Genomic DNA, 21566 nt, shown 5'->3' with positions numbered 1-21566 from the left:
GCAAAACCAGAGATGTGTATAAGAGACAATATTATATCCGTCAATGGGGCTGAGCCATGGGATGCCTATTCCCTCAGATCGGCACCGCCAGAGATGCAATATGTTATTTTCTGGAATGGGGAACAATGGTACAACGACACCGTGAATGGGCTGGGGCTGGAGCTGGAGACTGCATTCTCTCGAATCCCGCAAGAGACTGAACTTGTAATACCCGCTGACTTCTGCGGGACTCAGGCGCCTCAGCATGGTTTGCTTGCGCTGGTCGATTATCAGACAGGGCTGGCAGTTCTCGACAGTATCACTTCGCCCGGACGGAAAATTAAAGTGCCCATCGACAAGGTGGCTTCGATTGATAACGGAGTGATCAAACCCGTCAAGTAGAGGCCGGAAAGATCGAATAGAACCATGCTTGTTGCGCACATCATGCGCCTTTATACGGCAAGAACAGGGGCTTGATGACCGTCTTGTAGTCATCCGATAAGTTGACACTTTAATTTCGGCCTAGCCCCCTTTTGCCCTATCATTCGCCTTTTCACAAAGGCCGATATCCTCTCATGACCACCACACCCCCAACCCTGCTGGCTGCCCTGCAAGCCTCTACCATGCTGGAAATCGACGGTCTGCACGCCTGGGAGTTTTCCCTGGCCGATGATCTGAATATCGAGTGCATGGATGGCCGCGAGCGCAAGGTATGGCGCTTCAGCCTGGCGCAGATCGAGGCGGCGAGCTTCGATGAAAGCCTGCAAAGCTGGGTCATCAACGATGGTAATGCCGATCATCGTATCGTCTGCCTCGATGCCTTTACGCCGGGCGATGAAGACGAAAGCGAGCAGGATTGATCCGGCGATAAAACTACTTGAGCGACAGCGGTGTCTTACACCGACTGTCGCGTAGTCGGCACCCATAATTTCAAACAAGAAAGGAATGCCCCTATGACTCCTGCGTTTTTGCCGTGGCTGGCGCTTGCCAGTGCACTCAGTGTTTTCCCTGTTCAGGCCCAGACCATGTCCGATACCGATTTGCTGGTGGGTTCCTATACCCAGGGCAAGAGTGAAGGGATCTACCGTTTCGGCTTCAACACCCAGACGGGCAAGATCGATACCGCGCCGCGCCAGGTCATTCGTGCTGAAAATCCTTCCTGGCTGACGGTTTCCAGCAATGGCCGCTACCTGTATGCGGTCAACGAGAACGGGCCGGGGCAGAGTGATGTGGTGGGCAAGGTCAGCAGTTTTGCCATTGCTGCCAAGACCCATCAGGTGACGCCCATCAATCAGGTCAAGAGCCAGGGCGAAGAGCCCACGCATTCGAGTCTGAGTGCTGACGGGCGTTTTCTGCTGGTTTCCAATTATGCGGTCCACCCCGATCCGGGCGGCTCGCTGGCAGTAGTGCCGGTCGGCAAGGACGGCAAGCTTCAGGAGGTGGTTCAGGTGGCCGGGCCTAATCGGGCCAGCGAGGTCAACCCGGAGCGCCAGATGTCTTCTCATGTGCATGCGGCGGTGCCGACGCCCGATGGAAAGTATGTAGTCGCTGCCGATCTGGGGGCCGACAAGTTGTTCGTGTATCGCTACGACGGCAGTCAGGCCAGACCCTTGCAGCCGGCCAGTACGCCATCGGTGCAGTTGCCCGCGGGCAGTGGACCACGACATATCCTGTTCAGCCCTGAGGGCAAGCATGCCTGGCTGGTTCTGGAAATGTCGGCTCAGGTCGCGGTGTTCGACTATCTGGACGGTGAGTTCAAGCAGACTCAACTGGTCGACCTGAAAAACCAGGGCGTGCAGCAGCGTAATGGCGCTGGCGGGCTGCATACTTCACCCGATGGCCGCTTCCTGTATGTCGCCAACCGTGGTGAAGCCAACCAGTTGCTGGTGTTCCGCATCGATCCGACCACAGGCGCGCTCGAAGAGCTACAGCGTCGTTCGGTGGAAGGGACTGAACCACGTGAGTTCAGCTTCGATCCGAGCGGCAACTTCATGCTGATTGCCAACCAGAAGAGCAACCAGATCGTCACGCTGCGCCGCGATCCTCAGACCGGCATGCTCGGAGAAACGGTGCAGAAAGTCGATTTCGATTCGCCTTCGGATCTGCATTTCCTGACCGACGATTGATTGCAGCAATGGCTCAGGCCCGCGGTTTGCGTGGGCTTGAGCAACTATTAATCCAGATGATATGAGTTAGTGGCATAAAAGATTTTTGAATCAGCAGCCCCGGGCGTAAGTTTGAGTCAAGGCCACAGCGGCCACCACTTGAATCCAGACGTGCATGGATAAATACCACCGAGGGTGACGACATGAACTTCAATATCTTTTCCATCATTGCAGCATCGGCTATTTCGGCATCGGTTGTTCTTCCGGCCAGCGCCAGTGTTGAAGTCACTGACAAGAAAGCCCACGCCACCCAGACTTACACCCCCAAATACCTGCAACAAAGTGCCAATTTCCATGTCGCGCTGGACCATAAGACCGCGCAGTAAGTACTGATAGCACTGACCGCTTTCACAAGCTCACACAGGTTTTTGCGACCACTGTCCATTGCGCGGCAGACCAGGCAACTACTGTGGCCCGAGCTTTTTACCGAATCCCTCGTTACTTTGTGAGTAACGGGGGATTTTTATGCGTGAGTATTGATAAGAAATGATCCTTGTTATTCACTCATCAACAAAATTGATAGTGGCTATGCATATCCATGGTTTTTCAATACAGCCGGTATCGACGATCCTGTTGGCCATGCAAAACACTATGGAGCTGCAAACATGGCCACTGCCATTCTGGGTTCAATCAAACAGGGCGCCTATATCGCCATCTCGCTTTATGTAGTCTTTATTGCCGTGGTGACAATCACCAGCATGAACCCGCACCTGAAAACCCGTAGCTATGAAGCGGCTGCGCCTGCGCTGGTAGTGGCTGCGGATTCACAGGAAAGAGCTTCGTGATTGGTGTTGTTAGCGAATGAATTCGGTTAGGCTCTGTACGAAATGTGTCCAACGCTGCATCACCGATGCGCAGATACATTCAGGACCAAGCCAAGGGATTTCTGATGCCTCACGACGCATATGCAAGGATCTGCCGCTGTCTTGCTTTCATGCCCCTGTTCTTGCTGCTTGTCGCCTGTAACAAAGAAGCGCCAAAGCCCAATACTCCCGAGTACCGAACCGCACACGGAGTTATCGAGGGCAAATCCAATACGATACAAGTCGCAGGTTCAACTTTCCGTCTGCCTCGGGATGTAGAGTTCGATGTGTACACGGCTGGCGTCATTCAGGCCGCAAAGGCCGACATGCTGACCCTGTACTTCAACATGGGATTTCTCTTTACTCCCCCCAGAGCGGGGCCGGCAGGTAAAGGGGAAAAGCACATGATCAGGACAGAGATCTCCACGAAGGGAAACCCTGCTCAGAGGGTAAGCCTGTTGTCTGTTGAAAAGACAGGCACGCCAGTCGAACGCACAGACCTGGACTTGATTGAATACCCTGTAAACGACCCGTCTTTTACAGACGTCTCCCGGACTTATATTTATCAAACCCGGGGATCAGACAACACCACGCCCCCGACAGAGTTCTTCTGCTGGATTGTCTGGTCAAAAGATTCTTCCAGAAAAAACGGCACTTGCAGGACATCTTTCTACAGTCAGTCAGGGTTGCTCATTCAATCCTTTTTTTCTTATGACCTCCTGAAGGATTGGAAATCTATCAATAAAGAAGTACATGACAAGACTGATGCATACGTAATGAAGTAAAAAAACATCACTGCCAGGCAGACTGATGGTGAGCTTTAACTATCTGACGGATTAGGCTCTGTACGAAAAGTCGGCGAGCGAAGGTCAGGCAAGGCAAAAACAGGCGAGGAACGGTCGGAGTCGCGCTCGACTTTACGAATCGTAAATGAGCATTCCGAGCCTGTTTTTAACGCAGCATCACCGAGCACGTACAAAGCCTAACAACCATCCGTCATTTGCGAATAGCAAAACCTCAATTCCCCACCTCTATCGTACTCAACCCGTTCCCCTGTCGACGCACCTTGATCTGCACTGGAATGCGCTCATGCATTTCCTGTACGTGAGAGATCACGCCGACTTTGCGGCCTTGTGCCTGCAGGCCGTCCAGCGCGTCCATGGCCAGTTGCAAGGATTCGGGGTCCAGGCTGCCGAAGCCTTCGTCGATGAACAGCGATTCAATGCGCAGTGTGCTCGATGCCATCGACGCCAGCCCCAGGGCCAGGGCCAGTGAGACGAGGAAGGTTTCCCCGCCGGACAACGAGTGCACCGAGCGCAGTTCGTCGCCCATTTCCGTGTCCAGCACCAGCAGGCCGAGCATGCTGCCGCCGCGCTTGAGGCGATAGCGGCGTACCAGTTGCTTGAGCTGGGCGTTGGCGTGATGGACCAGCAGGTCGAGGTTGTAGGCCTGGGCGATCTTGCGGAATTTGTCGCCTTCCGCCGAACCGATCAGCGCCGCCAGACGTGCCCAGCGTTGATACTCACCAGTGGCCAGCGCGATGCGTGCCTGCAGTTCGCTGTTGGCGTTGCGCCGTTGTTCGTCTTCGCTCAAGCGGGCGCGCAGGTCGGCGCAATGCTGTTCGCTGAGTTCGCATTCGGCCTGGGCCTGGAGCAGGGCGGCGCTCAGTTGTTCGTTGTCGCTGATATCGCTGTGTTGCGCCTGATGTTGTTGCAGGCGTTGTTCGCGCTCCTGCAGCAGCACTCTGGCCTGTTCCAGCGCCTTTTCACTGCGGTTCAGTTGCTGGCGCAGTTGCTCGATGCGTGCGTCGTCGTAGGTCAGCAGGTCTTCAAGCGCGGCGTTATCCACTTCTGGATGGCTGCTGCGCCATTCGCTGATCTGGCCGTCGAGTTCGCCGGATTCCTGTTGCAGCGCCAGCAATTGCTGTTGATCGGCCTTGAGTTCGGCGCTGAGCTGAATCAGTTGATTGTGGACATCCTGCAACGTCTGGCCTGCCGAGACTTCAGCCTCGCGGGCCTGTTCAACAGCCTGCTCCAGTGCCTGTTGCCACTGCTGTGCATCGGCATGCTGGCCCAGCAGTTCGCTCAGTTGCTGCTGGCTGGCCTGCTGTTGCTGGCTCAGGGCTTGAACCTGTTCCTGCAATTCGCTCTGGCGCAGGATCCGGCTCTGCTGCTCGACCTGTTCCTTCTCGATCCGCTGCTGGCGCTCGCGCTGTTCCTGCTGTTCTTCGCCTTGCTGTTCAAGCTGATCCAGGCGATGCATGACTTGCTGCTCAAGCTGCATCACTGCGTTCGCGGCGTCGTTGCGCAGGTTGTCGAGAAGCTGAGGCGATACCAGTGTCGACAGCGCGGTCAGTTCTTCTTCCAGACGCTCGCGATCCGTATCCAGTTGCTTGAGCTGGTCGGTGACATGCCGGGCGGCGGTCTGGCTGGCTTCATGGGCCGCCTGGACTTGCTGTTGCAGGTGTGCGGCGTCCTTTTGCAGCTTGAGCAACGTATTCTGGCGCTGCTCGTCACGCTCGATGACTTCATCCAACTGGCCGAGCTGTTGTTTCAACCAGCCGTCACGTTGCGCGGCATCCCGGTCCAGTAGCTGCGCGGCGAGGGGGTGGGCTTCCAGGTCGGGTGCCAGAGCCTGTTGCTGGAGCGTCAGTTGTTCCTGCTGGCGGATAAGCTCTTTCTGCCGGGCAATGATGCCGCCGACCTGCTCGCGCAACCGGGTGTACATCTCCTTCAGTTCGTTGACCGCTTGCTGCGCGCCGGCCTGTTCGTTTTCGTCGTGGCGGGTCAGGCTCTGCAGCAGCGCTTCGGGTTGGTGCCAGGGATGTTCGATGCTGCCACACACCGGGCAGGGCTGGTCGTCCTGCAACTGTTCGCGCAGTTCTTCGACGCTGGCGCTGCGGGCCAGACGCTGACGTTCCAGCAGTTGCTGGGTAACGCTCAAGGTCTGTTCGGCCACCTTGAGTTCATCCCGCGTGCGGATGCCTTCGCCGTTGAGTCGTTCACGCTCCTGCTGGGCTTCTTGCTGCTGTTGGCCGAGCGCCTGTAGCAGTCGGTCGATCTCTTGCTGGCTGGCCCACAGGCGCGTCAGTTCTTCAAAGGCGCGCTGCTGCTTGCGGTTGTCCTGCAACAGGCTGCCCAGAATCTGGACCTGCTCGGTTACTGCCTCGGCTTCCGAGTCGGCCTCGCGGTACAGCACTTCCAGATCGCTGCGTTGCTGAAGCAACTGCTGCTCGGCATCGGCGGCGCGCTGTTGCAGAGCGGGCAGTTCGTCTTGCCCGTGTTTCAGGCGATTGGCGGTCAGCGTCAAGGATTTCAGCCGGTCGCGCCAGGCGTTCCAGGCTTGCGCCAGCGGGGCGAGTTCGTGGCTCTGCTCCAGTTGCTGAGCGATACGCTCCAGACGCTGGGCCACCTGTTGTTGCTGATCGAGCAAGCTTTGCAACTGGCTCTGGCCCTGCGTGCAACTGTGCTCGGCCTGCTGCTGGAGTGCGACGATCCTGGTCAGTTCCTGAGTCAGATGGCTCAGGGTGTTCTGGGCCTCAAAGGCCTGTTGCAGTAGCGGTCGCGCATCGCTCTGTTGTTGCTGGGCATCGAGCAAACGGGTGTGGGCGCTGCTGCGGGCGTCTTCCAGTTGCTGCTGTTGGGTCTGCAGCGTGACTTGCCGGGCTTGATGCTGAGCAATCCGCTCGGCCAGTGGACTGAGCTGGGTGTCGAGGACGATCCGCCGGGCAAAGCGATGACGCTGCGGCCCCAGACGTTCCAGTTGGCCGAGCGTCTGGCGCTGGCCGTGCTGGTTTTCCCAGTCCTGTTGAGCGCTGTTCAGGCTTTCACTGGCGCTGAGCTGTTCATCGCGCAGGCGATGTAACTCTGTAAGCCATTGCTGCTGGAGTTCCAGTTGCCGCAGTCGGACCTGACGGGTTTTGTGCTGCTGTTGCGCTTCGCTCAGATTCTGTTCGAGTTCGGCACGCTGCTCCGGCTCAAGCGGTGTGAGGTTGCCGGCCTGGGCGTTGAGTGTTTTGAGAGCCTCTTCGGCTTCCTTGCTCTTGCTGTAGGCACGCCGTCCGAGCTGACTGTAGATGGCAGTGTTGGTCAGCTTTTCCAGCAGTTCGCTGCGTTCCTTGTCATCGGCCTTGAGGAAGGCACTGAACTCGCTCTGGGCGAGCATCACGGCGCGGGTGAACTGCTCGAAATTCAGGCCCAGGCGCTGCTCGATCAATTGCTCGAATTCGCGTTTGCTCTGGTTGCTGAGGATTTGCTCGCTGTCCAGATCGGTCAGGGTCTGGCGGCTGGCCTGGAGTTTTTTTGCGGCGTTGTCACGGGCGCGGTTGGTTTCCCAGCGGGCACGGTAACGACGCTGATCGATACCGACAAAATCGACTTCGGCATAACCGCTGCCGGTGCCGCGTCGCAGCAGGGTGCGCGGATCGCTGGTGGTGATTTCGCCTTCCACGTCCGGAACCTTGGACTGGCCGATATTGCTCAGTCGCGGAATCGCGCCGAACAGCGCCAGGCACAAGGCATCGAGCAGTGTGCTCTTGCCCGCGCCGGTAGGGCCGGTAATGGCGAACAGGCCAGCGCTGGCCAGCGGTTCGGCGGTGAAATCCAGCTCGAACGGTCCGGCCAGCGAGGCCAGGTTTTTCAGGCGAATGGCGAGGATCTTCATGGCTGTTCGCTCTCCTGCTGGACTTCACGCAGCAGCGTGGCGAAATCGGTGAGGGTCTGTTCGTCGACCGCGTTGCCGAAGTTATCTTCCCAGGCGCGGCTGAACAGTTCCTGCGGGCTGAGCTGGTCCAGCTCGATCAGGGTGGCCTGTTCATCGCCATCGTTACGGCTGCCACTGCCGGCATATTCGGCACCGATGCGCACCAGACGTACCGCTTTGCCTTGCAGGGCGGTTTCGATCTGGTTGCGCAGGTCCGGCTGTGGTTCGTCGAGGCGCACGCGCACCTCCAGCCAGGGCTGGCGGTCGATGTCGGCCAGCAGGTCGATGTCCGGCAGGTCCTTGAGTTGCAGCAACAGTTCGGCCAGCGGGGCAGGGCCGAGGCGTTGCAGGTTGACGGCGCGGGGGATCAGGCGCGGCTCGACACTGACCAGTTGTTCGCCATCGCAGTCGATTTCCAGAATCTGGTGCTGGTAGCCGATTTCCGAGAATGACAAGGGAATCGGCGAGCCGCTATAACGGATGCGCTCTTCGCCGTTGACGCGCTGGGGCTTGTGCAGATGGCCGAGGGCGACGTAGGTGATACTCGGCCCGAACAGGCTGGCGGGCAGGGCTTCGGCATTGCCGATGATCAGGCTGCGTTCGGAGTCTTCGGAAACCGAGCCTCCGGCCATGTGCGCATGACTGACCGCGATCAGCGCCTGGCCTGGCTGGCGCTTATTGTTGGCGGCTTCGATCAGCAGTTCATGCACCTTGCCAATGCCGCGCAGATAATCGTCGCCCAGCGTCGCGCCGGTGACTTCGGCCGGGCGCAGGAACGGCAAGGCCAGGCACCAGGCGCGGATTTCGCCTTTGGCATCGGGCAGTGGCAACAACAGGCGTTCGACATCCAGCGCGCCATCGTCCAGCCACAGCACGCGGCCCAGCGCATGAGTGCGCAAGCGGCGCATCAACGGGGCGGGCAGTTCGATACGCGAGCCGGAGTCGTGGTTACCGGCAATCATGACAATGGTCAGTAGCGGCTGCTGTTCGTGGGCGTTGACGATGAAATCGTACAGGCGCTCCTGGGCTTTGACCGGCGGGTTGACCGTGTCGAAGATATCGCCGGCGATCAACAGCACATCGGGCTGGCGCTCCGCGAGACGGGCCAGCAGCCAGCTCAGAAAGCTGGCGTGTTCAAAGTCCCGTTCCTGGCCGTGGAGGTTCTGACCCAGATGCCAGTCGGAGGTGTGAAACAAACGCATTGATTTACCTGCAAACGGTATTTATGGGTGACCCCACTTTGCAAATGAATTCGCTCCCGCCAACAGGAGCGAAAACTCACTTCGGATAAAGCGGCGGCAATCCGGCATCGCCGGTCGGGTCCTGGATCTGTACGGCGGCGGGCAGGCTGCGGATGGCGCGCCACAGCTCTTCGCCCAGCCAGAACTTGCCGGTTTCGCTGTACAGCGCGCCATTCAAGCCATCCAGCGCATCGGACAACGGCACGAAGCGGGCGGCCATGTCGGCCAGGGTTTCCGGCTGCTGGCGTGCCCAGGCATCGAGCGCCTGACGGGTCGCATGTGGATCGTTGGCCAGACAGGCCCGCTTGAGATCGTCCAGCACGGTGCGCGGGCTTGGCCCGCTCTGTACCGTGCGGGTCACGGCCGGCTGACCGCGAGCCCGCCACCAGAGCAACAGGGCCAGCAGGGTCGTGAACGCGAAAAACAGTGTGCTCAGTTGCCATGGCCAGACCGGCGGACCGATCACGGTCAGTCCATTGGACTCATTGCTGACCGGCGTATCCACCGCCAGCCCCGGGTTGTTATTGATCTGCAGGGTGCGTGCCGGAAGGCTGCTGTGCTCCAGATGATCCTCGCGGGTATTCCACCAGGTCACGTCCACGGTCGGCAGGTCAATGGCACCCGGGCGATTGGGCACCAGGGCTTCGCGTTCTTCGCGAGTACCGATCAAGCCGCGTTCGCTGACCAGATTGCCCAGTTGTGGCTGATCCGGATAATGCCTCAGACCCGCTACCTGGGTAGCCGGCAGCGGTGGCAACTGCGAGCCGGACAGGCCTTCTGCCTTGAGAATGATGGTCCGCGTCAGGGAGTCGCCCACCTGGCTGTTGCCCGGCTCGGGGTTCCAGTGTTCTTCAAGGTTTACGCTGCGTGCGGGTAACCACGGCACATCGGCCGGGTAGTCGGCGGGTTTGGGTTTGACGTTCAAGGGAATCCTGGCCGAGTTGACCCGCATCAGCTTGCCCGGTTGCGGGCCGAACGGGTTGGCTTCCTGATTCTGCGAACCGGTCTGCGCCAGGGTTGCACTGAACACCAGCGCCGGTACCTGCAGGGTGCCGCTTTGCTGGGGATAGATCGCATAGCGCGTTTCGATCACGCCATGCCGCACGCCGTTGATCAGCTTTTCATAGGTGCGCGAATCACCGAGCTTGTCGACCCGCGCCTCGGGGATCTGCAGCGGGCTCAGGCTGCTGTCGTCGAACAGCGACACCGAATGATAGATGCGCAGGGTCAGCACCGCTTGCGCCTGTACGTAGACGCTTTCCTGATCCAGGCTGGCCTCGATGAAGATCGGCGCCAGCTTGCTGCCTTTATCCTGGGTATCGCTCTGCATCACCTGCAAGCTGACCGGCTGGCTTTTCAGTTCGCCCAGTTGCAGCGAAGGGATCACGACAATCCCCGATTGTCTGGGCAATAGCGTGATGATCCAGCGGGTGGTGGCCTGATTGCCGCCGTCCAGAGTGGTCAGCCGGTTGATCTGGCGGGTGCCGCGCACATCGAAGCTGTCATCCAGAGCGCTCAGGTCGGGCTTGCCGAACAGCGTGGCATCGGTGGTTTCCAGAGTCAGTTCCACGGTCTCGCCGGAATTGAGGCGCGTGCGATCGACTTTGGCGATCAGTTCCGCGGCCTGTAGCGACAAGGTGACCAGTCCGAGCATCAGACCGGCCAATAGGGTGTACACACGACTCATCGGGTCTTTTCCTGATGTTGCTGTTCGTAGCGAAACTTGCGCCGCAGCAGCTCGCCTGGATCGTCGGGAATCTGCCTCAGCCACTGATCCAGTGCCTGGCGTCGCTCGCCGGTGATCTGGCTTTCGGCAGGCTGGATCGGTGGGCGAGTGGTCTGTTCATCGTCCTGCGCCGAGTTGGTCGCATTGTTTCCCGCTGCATCCGGCGACTGGTTGTCGCTGTTGTTATCTTCCTCGGACTGAGGATTGTTCTGTTCGGTTTCCGGCGAGCTGTTGGCCTGCTGGTGAGGGGCTTCGTGGCTTTCCTCGTCCTGCTCGCTCTTGTCCTGCTCCGTTTCCGCGGACGCGGGTTTGTTGGCCTGATCCAGCAGGCGCTGGATCAGTGCCTTGTTGTATTGGGCCGCCGGGAAGTCCGGCTGGCGTTCCAGAGCCTGTTCGTAGGCATCCAGCGCCGCTTCCAGCTCACCGCTGTGGGCCAGGGCATTGCCGCGATTGTAATGGTCGGCAGCAGTATTGCCTTCGGCGAATCGCTGGGCCGCAGTGGCGTAGTCCCCGGCTTCATAGAAGGCCATGCCTTTCCATTGCGGATCTTCAAAGCGGTGCGCGGCTTCGGCCGGACGACGTTGCTCCAGCAAGCGTTGGCCTTGCTGATCCGCACGCAACCACAGGTCCTGAAACTCGAATGCCTGGCTGTTCTGGGGCAGCATGAACAGCAGTGGCAGACAGAACAGCCAGCCGCGTCGTCCGGCACACGCCGCCAGGATCAACAACGGCAACAGGAACCAGTAGCCCTGATCGGCCCAGGTATCCAGATGCAGGATCTGCCCGTCGCTGCGCAGGTGCTGAGGGCCGGAAAACAGGCCCAGACTGCGCAGGTCTTCGTCGTCCACCCGGGCTTGACGATAGCTGCCGCCAAGGTTGTTGGCGAAATCATTGAGACTGGCGTTATCCAGGCGCGGCACCAGAATCGCACCTTGGGCATCCTTGAGCAGGCTGCCGTTCTCCAGGGTTACCGGCGCGCCCTCGGCAGTGCCGATGCCAAGGATCAGCAAGGGCGGCGATTGGCCTTTGAGAAGCTGTTCGATGCCCTCGCGTTCCTGTTCGCTCAACGAGGAGCCGATCAACAGGATACGGCCCTGGCCCAGCGCGCCTTGCTTGAGCAGGTCGAGGGCTTTCTTGACGGCCAGATCGGCACGTTGTCCGGCCTGGGGCATGATCGAGGGCTTGATGGCATCCAGCAGGTTGTGACTGGTGGCCAGATCGTCGGACAACGGCACCAGCGTGTGGGCGCTGCCGGCGTAAACAATGATGGCGGTCTGCGAGTCGCTGCGCGCTTGCAGCAGGTCGAGCAGTTTGCGCTTGGCCTGTTCCAGGCGTGTCGGCGAACTGTCGGTGGCGAGCATTTGCGGCGTCAGTTCCAGCAGCACCACCAGCGGATCGACCGGTTTCTGGCTGATCTGCTCGACGCGCTGCCAGCCGGGGCCGAGCAAGGCCAGCACGGCCAGGATCCAGCCCAGTCCCAGAACCACCCACGGCAATTTATTGTTGCGTCCGCGCCCGCCGCTGAGCAGCACGGAATGGAAGGCTACCGGCATGATCATCTGCCAGCGCCCGGCACGTTTTTGCCGGTGCCAGAGGTGCCAGATCAACAGACCCAGCAACGGAATGACCAGCAACCACCAGGGCCGCAGCCAGTGAGGCCAGAGCGCGATCATTTGCGCCTCCGCATGCGTTCCAGGCGTTTGCGCAGACGTACCAGACGTTGCTGGTTGATCACTCGTTGCAAGGCGTTGTTGGTCCACAGGTCGCGAAGCACCAGCAACACGCTGGCCAGCAATGCGGCAGCCAGTGGCCAATGGTAGAGGGCCATGGCCGGACGGGCTTGGGTGGGCTGCTGGGTAACCGGCTCCAGTGAGTCGAGGGTGAGGCGGATTCTGCGCAGTTCATCGCCGTCGCGGGCACGGAAGTACTGGCCGCCGCTGAGCGCTGCGATTTCCTTGAGCGTGGGTTCATCCAGATCCAGGCTCGGGTTCAGGCCGAGCAGGCTTTGTACGCCGCTGCTGTCCGGGTCGGAACCAATGCCGATGGGGTAGATCTTCACGCCTTCCTCGGCCGCCAGTCGTGCGGCAGTTACCGGATCGATCTGTCCGCCGTTGTTGGCGCCGTCGGTGACCAGCACCAGCACCCGGCTGTTGGCCGGACGCAGGCGCAAGCGTTTGAGAGCCAGACCGATGGCGTCGCCGATGGCGGTGTTCTTGCCGGCGATGCCGATCCGGGCTTCATCCAGCCAGATGCGTACGGTGCGTCGGTCGAAGGTCAAGGGCGCTTGCAGGAACGCCTGGCTGCCGAACAGGATCAGGCCGACCCGGTCACCCTGGCGGCTTTCGAGAAAATCCCCGAGCAGATGCTGGACCAGTACCAGCCGGCTGACGTCTTCGCCTTGCCATTGCATGTCGGGATAGTCCATGGAACCGGACACATCCACGGCGACCAGCAGGTCCCGGCCGCTGGCGGCAATCGGCAGGGGTTCGCCCAGCCATTGCGGGCGCGCAGTGGCGGCCAGCAGCAACAGCCAGATCAGCAGCAGTGGCAGGCGTTGCCGCCAGGCGGGAAGGTTGGCCTTGGCCCGGCGTCCGCTGAGTTCTTCAAGTTCGTTGAGAAAGCTGACCTTGAGCGCCGCTTCGCCGCTGTCGGCAATCGGCAGCAAAAAGCGCATCAGCCACGGCAATGGCAGCAGGGCGAAAACCCATGGCCAGGCGAACTCAAACATGTTTGCGAATCCAGGTTTCGACCGATTGGGTCAGGCCACTGATGGCCTTGTCGTCGAGCTTGCATTCGGGTTTGTAGCCGCCTTCGACCAGAATCATCCAGCGGGTCAGGCCGGCTGCCGGGCAGCGGTTGTCGAGGAAGGCCAGCCATTTGCGACCATTGAGGGTGTGGCTCTGGCTGTGCGGATAATGATTGCGGCACACGCGCTTGAGCAGGCCATTGATCTGTTGCAGCCAGGCTCCGGCAGGAGCGCCGTCGTAGGGTTTGGGCAGGCTGGCCAGTTCGGCCAGCGCCGCCAGACGCACCGGGTCCAGAGGCTGTTCGCTGCGCCGCTGGCTGGATTTGACCGGCAGCAGCACGCGCAGACGCCAGAATCCCCAGGCCACGGCCGGTATCAGCAGCATCAGCAGCCACCAGCCCGGAGCCGGCGGCCAGAAGCCGACGGGCGCGGGAGTGATCAAGGGTTGCAACTGGTCCAGAGGGTTCATTTGTTTTTTACCGGACGCCGGGCGTCCAGATAGTCCCGCAATTGCTCGACGATGCCGGTTTGCGTGCTCAAGGGCATGAGCAATACCCGCAGTTTCTTCGCCAGCAGCTCCCAGCGGTCGCAGCGCGCCTGACCCTGGGCGCGATAGGCCTTGCGCAATTCCGGATCGAGTGTGTCGAGTTCCAGTTGTGCGCCACGTTCGGCAAAACGCAGCAGGCCGGCGGCGGGCAAGGCCCGGTCCAGAGGATCGGAAATCGGCAGCAGGAGCAGGTCGCAATGCCGTGACAGCAGGCTCAACTGTTGCTCGGCGGCATCCGACAGGGCGCGCTCGTCACACAGCACGATGACCAGACTGCCGGGACGCAGCACTTCCCGGGCGCGGCGCAGGGCGATACCAAATGAATCGCGGTCGGCGGCGATTTCGGTGTGCAGCGACTGGTTGACCCGCACCAGCCTGTTCAGCAGTTGTAGCAGGCTTTGCTTGCTGCGCCGCGGCTTGATTTCGTAGTGTTCGTTGTCGCCGAACACCAGCCCGCCGATCCGGTCGTTATGCTCCAGCGCGGCCCAGCCGATCAAGGCGGCCGCCTGGGCTGCCAGCACGGACTTGAACATCAGCCCCGAGCCAAAGAACAGGCGACGGCTCTGTTCGACCATGATGAAGATCGGTCGCTCGCGCTCTTCATGAAACAGCTTGGTATGCGGTTCCTGGGTGCGGGCCGTGACTCGCCAGTCGATGCTGCGCACATCGTCGCCGGCCTGATAGACCCGGACCTGATCGAAGTCCACGCCACGCCCGCGTAGCCTGGAGTGGTGCAGGCCGATAAGCGGGCTGCGTCTGCTTGGGGTAGAGAACAGTTGCACTTCCCGCACGCGATGACGCATCTCGATCAGCTCGCTGAGGCTGATACGAATGCCCGGTTGGGAAATCAGGTAGGGTTGCATGGCGTCAGGCAACGGCGACGACGTCGAGGATTCGCTGAATGACACGGTCCTGATCGATACCGGCAGCCTCTGCTTCAAACGACAGGATGATGCGATGGCGCAACACGTCGAACAGCACCGCCTGAATGTCTTCCGGGCTGACGAAGTCGCGTCCGGCCAGCCAGGCGTGGGCGCGTGCGCAGCGGTCCAGGGAAATGGAGCCGCGCGGGCTGGCGCCATAGCCGATCCATTCGGCCAGTTCCTGATCGAACTTGGCCGGGGTGCGGGTGGCCATGACCAGTTGCACCAGGTATTCCTCTACCGCGTCGGCCATGTAAAGGCCGAGGATTTCCTTGCGGGCGGCAAAGATTGCCTGCTGGCTGACCCGGCGTTCGGGTTTGGTTTCGCCATTGAGTGCTTCGCCGCGGGCCTGTTGCAGGATCTTGCGCTCGACGGTAGCGTCCGGGAAGCCGATCTTGACGTGCATCAGGAAGCGATCCAGTTGCGCTTCGGGCAGTGGATAGGTGCCTTCCTGTTCGATCGGGTTCTGGGTGGCCATGACCAGAAACAGTGGCGACAGGTCGTAGGTACTGCGCCCGACGCTGACCTGGCGCTCGGCCATGGCTTCGAGCAGCGCCGATTGCACCTTGGCCGGCGCGCGGTTGATTTCGTCGGCCAGCACCAGATTGTGGAAGATCGGCCCTTGCTGGAAGACGAAGCTGCCGGTTTCCGGACGATAGATCTCGGTGCCGGTGATATCGGCCGGCAGCAGGTCCGGAGTGAACTGAATACGGTGGAACTGCGCTTCGACGCCTTCCGCCAGTTCTTTGATGGCCTTGGTCTTGGCAAGGCCCGGAGCGCCTTCAACCAGCATATGGCCATCGGCAAGCAAGGCGATCAGCAAGCGTTCGATCAGCTTTTCCTGGCCGAGGATCTGCGTTGAAAGAAATGTTCGCAGCGCAATCAGCGCTTCACGATGTTCCATCGGTGACGGTTCCTGGCAAGGTAATCAGCGGTGTCACCTGACACCGAAGCTGGGGGCGATACTTTAATCCATCCCGGTAGGGATCGACTAACCGCTACAGTGTTTTTTATGCGCTTTCAGGAAGTGGGTGGCGTTTATTTGGGAATCGTCCCACTTGTTTTGTCTTTTATATGTAGGAATCGCGACGTTGTGCAGGATTTTGCCAACGTCATGACATATTGGGACGGCTTTTATAGTCGATAGAAGTTCGCCGCATTCTCCCATAGAACCTTGTGTGCGGCCTTGTCGCCAAGTGCTTCACGGACCAGTTCGATATCGCTGGCCTGAAAGGCGCGAGGTGCGCGGGTCGAGGGAAGATCCGTGCCGAACATCAAGGCATGCGGGCTGGCCGAGTAAATGTCCTTGAGTGCCTGCGCCACCGGAAAGTCGACCCGCCCGAAGCCGCAGGCCTTGATCCGCACACCCCGTTCGGCCAGCCGCAGCACGCTGGGCAGGCCTTCACGACTCAGGCCCAGGTGATCGATGCTGACCGCAGGCAAGTGCCGCAGACGGGTTTCGATTTCAGCCAGCTCACGGGAGTCGATATACAGCTCCGAATGCCAGCCCACTTGCTGATGCACACGTCTGGCCAGTGATTCGAGCTGATCCAGCTGTTCCGAGCCGCCGCGCTTGAGGTTGAAGCGCAGGGCGCGCACGCCGAAGCCATTGAGGGTTTCCAGTTCGGCATCGGTGACGCTGGCGGGTAATTGGGTCACCCCGACGAAGTCAGGTCCCAGACGCCGCAGGGCTTCGAGCAGATAGCCCTGATCAAAGCCTTGAAACGAGCCGGAAACCACAGCACCACCGGTGACACCCAGTGGCGAGACCTGCGCTTTATAGTCGGCGACACCGAAAGGCTCGGGCAGGTAACCGTTGTTGGCCTTGAGCGGAAAGTGCGGATCAATGATGTGGCAGTGGGCATCGAAGATAGGCTGCATGACAGGCTCCGGATAGCGAAGGCTCAACCTTACTCCTTTAGGTCTGCCGATTGGCTGACGTATGTACCGACATTTTCAGGAATTCTCTGCTCCAGCGCCCGCGTCCGTTTATCACCCTTTATTGAATGGGCTTGCCACTGGTCGCCCCGTGTCAGTGCAGGCACTCGGGGTCTGCTTCACTTTTCCATTAGCGGTCTTTAGCAGTGGCCATTTCAAGGACGAAATGACGCGGTGTGTTGCCATCATGAAGAAGGAAGCTGGAAAAGTCGTCCAGGCAGATTCTGCCCTGGCGATCCTGTCGAAAAGATTCAATCAGTCCCAAACGTCCCAAGCGGTTTTCGGTGATCAGTTTCCCTCGGTGTTCAGCATTGCCCGCGCGAGCACCGCACAACTGCTCGAATCCGATCCTCTGCTGCATATATCGACGGCCCGCAGCATGCACGCCGCTTCTATTTCCATGAGTGCGGTGGTCGCCCGGCAGTTTCGTGAACAGCGGCTGACGGCTTCGGTGCGGCAAGCGTTACGTAGCGGAATTACCGGCCTGGTCGACACACCGACTTATACCGATATGTTCAACCCCGACTGGGCCAGCCATTGTCCTCCCGACGCCATTGAAGCTACTACTTCGCCGATAGCGTACATGGCCGATCTGTATCGGGAAGTGCAGGCTATCGAAAAGATCGGCGATCCGGACCGGGCGATTACTCTGGCTGCCCGACGGCCTGATCTGGCCTTACTGGTGCTGGACCACAACGCACTCAATCGCATTGAGCCGACCCTGGTGTTGGCCAATGAAATCCTTGAAAAGTCGATCCGCAGTTATCTCGATGGCATCAGCCTGCAGGACAAGTCGGTGGACGATGCCATGCTGGAAACGCGTTACCCCTTTACGTTGCCCTACGAGCGCTACCAGCAGCAGATCAATTACGTGCTCAACCGCAAGCAACGTTTGCCCGGCGATCTGATCCGGGCTGCGGATCCGGCCTATCCGTATTTCAAGGAACCGGGGGTGCATTCGCTGCTGTCGGACACCGCGATGATTCAGGACAGCGGCCTGGGGCCAGTGCAACAGGGGATGTTGGTTGAGGCACCGCATCTGGCCACAGCGGCACCTGATGATCCTCGCAAGACAACCCGAATGCATCGTATCAACCCCCGAAATGGCAAGCTCGACAGTGGGCCCATGGCGGTGACAGATTTTTTCAAGGAAAACTTCGGCACTGACGACATCATCAGCCTGACCGATACCCAGACGTTCTGTCTGCGAACCGGCCTGACCACTGACCAGCTTGATTCATTGTTATCGGTGGGACCTTATGCCCCTTCACTGTCACCCAACGTCAAGGATCCAGGCACCCCGGTCAACGGTTCGACATACGGCTCGGTTTATATCAACTCCGGGCAAAATCCGGCGATAGCCATCCAGTCGACGGAAGAAGAGGGCATACCTGTCCATCGCCTGATCAATTGTCTGGTCGGGCGCTTTGATCAAATGAATCGGATGATCCGTCTGGCGAAGTGGCTGCAATTGCCTTTTGAAGATGTGGATCAATTGCTGACCGCTTCGCAACAAGCCGAGCAGCGTGCCACCGATGCCGTCCTTTGGCGCACGGCGCCAGCCTCACATCTCATTACCCAAAACACGCTGCGCTCGCTTGGACTGTTTCAGGTGCTACGCAGCCGCTATGACGTTCCGGCGGAGGATTTTGCCGCGCTGCTGTATGGCGTGGCCGTGCATGGCCGCGGCAAGACGCCGTCGCAGTTCGACCGGATATTCAATAGCCAGGCGATGTTTTCCATCCCGCTGATTCTGGATGGCTCTCTCTTCACCGTCGTGCCAAAGAGCGAGGCCGAACGGCAGAAAATCGACCACCTGTGCGCGGCTCTCGGCCTGACCTACGAGATGTACCGGTTCGTTGCCAGGGTCGTCGAGCAATCCTGGGCCGGTGAGCCCCTGCAATGGACGCGGGAGGTGGTTTCTGCCTTTTATCGGCTGGTCAGGCTGCCACGCTATCTGGGCCTGAGCACCATCGAAACCCTGGCGCTTCTTGAGTTGCTGGACAATGGCGGCAGTCAACTGACCTCGAAGCTGGCCGGTATTACCCAGATTGCCACGTATTACGCCTCGGCCAATACCGACACCCTGAGCGTTATCCATGCGTTGGTGGATTGCTCTGCCTGGCTTCAGGAAAACAAGTGGACTGTCGCGCAATTGTGTCGTCTGGCCCTGCCTGCCTTGACGTTACCCGTTGCAACCGATGCTGAGCACAACCTGTTGCAGCAAATCCATGCACGGCTGAGATCTGCGCTGATCACCGACAGCAGCTTTGCCCAGGTGGGCGCGCCTGGTACGGCGGAAACCCTGCAAATAGATGCCAATGGTCGGGAAGTTTATGTCAGTGAGCCGATCGACTGGTTCAAGGAGTTGAGTGGCTTTGTGGATACCGGGGCGACGAACCCTGCCGCCAAAGGGCTGGTGAAGTATTTGAGAGGGGAGAGTGAAGAGGTATTCGAGCAGGCGCTCAGCAGTTATGTAAAACATGCTCTGGAGACACTGGGTCTGTCTATCGAGGAGTTGCACCCAAAAATTACCAATATGGTCATGCGTGCCAGGGGTGCACAGGAAGCCTTGCTGATGGAGGGCCTCGCCGCTTATCTGAATACCTCCGCAGACCAGGCCAAGGCTTTGTTGTTCTGGAGTGAAGGCAACCGCTATCAATTGCTGCTGGAAGTGCTGCGCGTCTACGGTTTCAGTGCAACAGCCGATGTGGCGATTGGTGACGAGGTCTTGTTGGTCCTGGATGCGCTGTCAAAACGCGCTGTGCTCAGCGGGCACCTTACGTTAAGTCCGGCGCTGATCATTCAGTTTGTTGAGCACCCCGATTGGTTTGGCCTGCCGGATACCGAATTGTCTCTGCAATCCGTGTATTTCCTGACTCAGTACGCCAACGCCTTGCGTCTTAGTGAGCAGAACGAAGACACCCTGCTCGACTATTTTCAATTGATCAACACCCTTTGGGAGGACGCGACGGAGGGTGACAAGCGTTTGATACGTGACAGCGCCGCCAGCAAGCTGGCCGGTTTTCTGCGTTGGGGCGTACGCGATGTGCTTGCGGTTGCTCACCAGTTGAATCCTGACACAGGCATTATCTTCACTCTGCGCGAACTCGATATCCTGGCCAGTGAATCCCTGCTCGGCCGACACACCGGGCTGGACGCCAACGCGCTGTTGGCGCTTCATGATCTGACCCCGACAACGTCTACCGAAAGCTATCGTCGGGCAGCGGAACTGGCATTGAGTTGCCTCACCGACGTTTCGCCTGCTGGCACAGTTGGTGAGGTCGGCCAAAGTCATTCCAGTGTAATTACCGTGACCCCGGAGTATCTGGTTGCCCAGCGTGAAAACGATCTGGCGACCTACACGATTACTTTGCGTGACTTCATGGATGAGCCGTTGAGCGATGTAACGGTCAATTGGACGACAGACCTGGGCGATCTGGATCAAAACAGCAGCATTACCGACGACAACGGAAAGGCCTCGATCACGCTGCATAGCGGTAACGTGATGGGCATGGTCCATATGGTCGCTCACTATGGACTGGGAGAGCAGTTGGTGGCTCCTATAGTGGTGATTGGTTGTGACGAAAACTCGTTACATTTCATTGAAGGTGAGTACGAGCCTTCCAAAGCGCTTGCCAACAACCTTGAGGCCATTTATTTCTCCGTCACGATGATGGATGACTATGAAAATAAAGGTATTGATCGGGCTGTAGAGTGGGGAACTACTCTGGGCGAGTTTAAGCGTTTTCAGACTTATACTGATCAGCAGGGTATCACGCTGGCAGAATTGCGTAGTCGGCCAGCGGGCGAGTCCGAGGTTGTTGCACACTATAAAAATGGCCGTTACTGGAAGTTTGCTCCTGTTGAGTTTGTCAGTATTCCTTATTTTCAATATGTTCGGTTCAACATTAGCGTTGTGGCGGGCATCGAATCCGAGGTGGTGTGCAGCCTTGTCGAACTGGATGGTACACCGGTTGTGGGAAGAGATATTACCTGGAGTGCTGATGCCGGTGAGGTGCTGGGAACAACAAGCAAGACGGATGATCGTGGTATTGCCAGTGCAGGATTCATGGCTGATCAAGAGGGAGCGGTCGTTGTTACGGTCAGTGCTGGTGATCCGGTCAAGGATAAAAGTAGTGAGCAAACAATAATTCACCCACCAGTAATGATTGATCGGTATGAGGCAAGCAGTGCCGAATTCGTAGTAGGTAGTTCTAATCCTGTTGTATTTTCTGTATGGCTTAAATCGGGAGTTAAGCCTATATTGCGTTTTCCGGTTGAATGGATGGTTGATGAATTGCTCGTTGCAACCACTTATACGGATGTTGATGGTTTGGCTCGGTTTAGTTCAATTTTTGAAGTGGGAAAACATACAGTAAAGGCGGTAGTTGGTGGGGGCGAGGAGTCGGCTGAGTTTCCTGTCGATTCAATATTGTCTTTGTATGATTTTAAAGTGGAAAATGAGGGTGATTATGATCCGGAGAATCCGGATTTACTAGGGCGGATGCGTTCGCGATATATCGTTGTGAAAGTTGTTGATAAGAGAGGTGGTGCTGTTGAAGGGATAAGATTTAGACTGGATTATAGGCAGGTGTTGGGGTGTTATATTGAACATGTCGGTGAGGAAATGGTTTCTACGTCGGAGGGTACTAGATTTCGTGTCTATCCGGATCGAAGTGCCGAATATGGGGGGATTGAGATTTCTTTAAGTGGTCAATTATTAGCTATGACGAAAAAATATTACAAAGTGGGTTGGATTTGCAGTATGGCATCAGTGTATAGACATCGCGTGGA

The 21566-nt window shown here is 58.7% G+C and carries 15 protein-coding genes and 1 pseudogene; 7 read left to right on the top strand and 9 right to left on the bottom strand.

The genetic code is table 11. The features are described from left to right. From ALQ04_RS14995 to ALQ04_RS14970, 6 genes are all read left to right on the top strand, one after another. The coding region (locus ALQ04_RS14995; RefSeq protein ID WP_221033405.1) for a hypothetical protein at positions 1-381 on the top strand (381 nt) is incomplete at its 5' end. 173 nt (positions 382-554) lie between these two features. Next, positions 555-839, top strand: coding sequence for a DUF5629 family protein (locus tag ALQ04_RS14990; RefSeq protein ID WP_122316535.1), 285 nt, complete (start codon positions 555-557; stop codon positions 837-839). Positions 840-932: 93 nt separating this feature from the next. Further along, on the top strand, positions 933-2105 hold the full coding sequence (locus ALQ04_RS14985) for a lactonase family protein (RefSeq protein WP_122316534.1): 1173 nt from the start codon (positions 933-935) through the stop codon (positions 2103-2105). Between the two features lie 182 nt (positions 2106-2287). Beyond that, complete coding sequence (locus ALQ04_RS14980; RefSeq protein ID WP_122316533.1) at positions 2288-2470, top strand: hypothetical protein; 183 nt, start codon at positions 2288-2290, stop codon at positions 2468-2470. Between the two features lie 279 nt (positions 2471-2749). Beyond that, on the top strand, positions 2750-2929 hold the full coding sequence (locus ALQ04_RS14975) for a hypothetical protein (RefSeq protein WP_122316532.1): 180 nt from the start codon (positions 2750-2752) through the stop codon (positions 2927-2929). 104 nt (positions 2930-3033) lie between these two features. Continuing rightward, positions 3034-3732 carry a hypothetical protein gene (locus ALQ04_RS14970; protein WP_147466602.1) on the top strand — a complete coding sequence of 233 codons (699 nt, stop codon included), beginning with the start codon at positions 3034-3036 and terminating at the stop codon, positions 3730-3732. A gap of 232 nt (positions 3733-3964) precedes the next feature. Here the strand turns inward: ALQ04_RS14970 and ALQ04_RS14965 are convergent, their stop codons facing one another. From ALQ04_RS14965 to ALQ04_RS14925, 9 genes and pseudogenes are all read right to left on the bottom strand, one after another. Then, positions 3965-7609 (bottom strand): AAA family ATPase, encoded by a 3645-nt coding sequence (locus ALQ04_RS14965; RefSeq protein ID WP_122316530.1) that lies wholly within the window; start codon positions 7607-7609, stop codon positions 3965-3967. Further along, positions 7606-8850, bottom strand: coding sequence for an exonuclease SbcCD subunit D C-terminal domain-containing protein (locus ALQ04_RS14960; RefSeq protein WP_122316529.1), 1245 nt, complete (start codon positions 8848-8850; stop codon positions 7606-7608). The genes ALQ04_RS14965 and ALQ04_RS14960 overlap by 4 nt, the downstream gene beginning before the upstream one ends. 76 nt (positions 8851-8926) lie before the next feature. Continuing rightward, positions 8927-10576, bottom strand: a complete 1650-nt coding sequence (locus ALQ04_RS14955) for a BatD family protein (RefSeq protein WP_122316528.1) — start codon at positions 10574-10576, stop codon at positions 8927-8929. Positions 10577-10868: 292 nt separating this feature from the next. Then, a pseudogene (locus ALQ04_RS14950) lies at positions 10869-12288 on the bottom strand (VWA domain-containing protein); the annotation flags it as partial. After that, complete coding sequence (locus ALQ04_RS14945) at positions 12285-13343, bottom strand: VWA domain-containing protein (RefSeq protein WP_122316526.1); 1059 nt, start codon at positions 13341-13343, stop codon at positions 12285-12287. The pseudogene ALQ04_RS14950 and the gene ALQ04_RS14945, both read right to left, overlap by 4 nt. After that, positions 13336-13830, bottom strand: coding sequence for a DUF4381 domain-containing protein (locus ALQ04_RS14940; RefSeq protein ID WP_122316525.1), 495 nt, complete (start codon positions 13828-13830; stop codon positions 13336-13338). Before ALQ04_RS14940 ends, ALQ04_RS14945 begins: the two co-directional genes overlap by 8 nt. Next, on the bottom strand, positions 13827-14771 hold the full coding sequence (locus ALQ04_RS14935; RefSeq protein WP_122316537.1) for a DUF58 domain-containing protein: 945 nt from the start codon (positions 14769-14771) through the stop codon (positions 13827-13829). Before ALQ04_RS14935 ends, ALQ04_RS14940 begins: the two co-directional genes overlap by 4 nt. Before the next feature lie 4 nt (positions 14772-14775). Beyond that, complete coding sequence (locus tag ALQ04_RS14930) at positions 14776-15735, bottom strand: MoxR family ATPase (protein ID WP_122316524.1); 960 nt, start codon at positions 15733-15735, stop codon at positions 14776-14778. A gap of 230 nt (positions 15736-15965) precedes the next feature. After that, complete coding sequence (locus ALQ04_RS14925; protein ID WP_122316523.1) at positions 15966-16712, bottom strand: amidohydrolase; 747 nt, start codon at positions 16710-16712, stop codon at positions 15966-15968. 244 nt (positions 16713-16956) lie between these two features. Here ALQ04_RS14925 and ALQ04_RS14920 point away from each other — a divergent pair. After that, positions 16957-21566 (top strand): Tc toxin subunit A (locus ALQ04_RS14920; RefSeq protein ID WP_122316522.1); only part of this gene is annotated, 4610 nt, incomplete at its 3' end.

The organism is Pseudomonas cichorii (genome assembly GCF_003700275.1).
Taxonomy (GTDB): domain Bacteria; phylum Pseudomonadota; class Gammaproteobacteria; order Pseudomonadales; family Pseudomonadaceae; genus Aquipseudomonas; species Aquipseudomonas cichorii_B.
Note: the sequence above shows the minus strand (reverse complement) of the source record. Positions and strands in the feature narration are given on the sequence as shown.

Excerpts from the sequence above, each read along its gene's own strand:
- ALQ04_RS14940 (WP_122316525.1), bottom strand. The coding sequence starts at position 13,830 with ATGAACCCTCTGGACCAGTTGCAACCCTTGATCACTCCCGCGCCCGTC.
- ALQ04_RS14965 (WP_122316530.1), bottom strand. The coding sequence starts at position 7,609 with ATGAAGATCCTCGCCATTCGCCTGAAAAACCTGGCCTCGCTGGCCGGA.
- ALQ04_RS14975 (WP_122316532.1), top strand. The coding sequence starts at position 2,750 with ATGGCCACTGCCATTCTGGGTTCAATCAAACAGGGCGCCTATATCGCC.
- ALQ04_RS14985 (WP_122316534.1), top strand. The coding sequence starts at position 933 with ATGACTCCTGCGTTTTTGCCGTGGCTGGCGCTTGCCAGTGCACTCAGT.
- ALQ04_RS14945 (WP_122316526.1), bottom strand. The coding sequence starts at position 13,343 with ATGTTTGAGTTCGCCTGGCCATGGGTTTTCGCCCTGCTGCCATTGCCG.
- ALQ04_RS14930 (WP_122316524.1), bottom strand. The coding sequence starts at position 15,735 with ATGGAACATCGTGAAGCGCTGATTGCGCTGCGAACATTTCTTTCAACG.
- ALQ04_RS14935 (WP_122316537.1), bottom strand. The coding sequence starts at position 14,771 with ATGCAACCCTACCTGATTTCCCAACCGGGCATTCGTATCAGCCTCAGC.
- ALQ04_RS14955 (WP_122316528.1), bottom strand. The coding sequence starts at position 10,576 with ATGAGTCGTGTGTACACCCTATTGGCCGGTCTGATGCTCGGACTGGTC.
- ALQ04_RS14970 (WP_147466602.1), top strand. The coding sequence starts at position 3,034 with ATGCCTCACGACGCATATGCAAGGATCTGCCGCTGTCTTGCTTTCATG.
- ALQ04_RS14960 (WP_122316529.1), bottom strand. The coding sequence starts at position 8,850 with ATGCGTTTGTTTCACACCTCCGACTGGCATCTGGGTCAGAACCTCCAC.
- ALQ04_RS14925 (WP_122316523.1), bottom strand. The coding sequence starts at position 16,712 with ATGCAGCCTATCTTCGATGCCCACTGCCACATCATTGATCCGCACTTT.
- ALQ04_RS14980 (WP_122316533.1), top strand. The coding sequence starts at position 2,288 with ATGAACTTCAATATCTTTTCCATCATTGCAGCATCGGCTATTTCGGCA.
- ALQ04_RS14990 (WP_122316535.1), top strand. The coding sequence starts at position 555 with ATGACCACCACACCCCCAACCCTGCTGGCTGCCCTGCAAGCCTCTACC.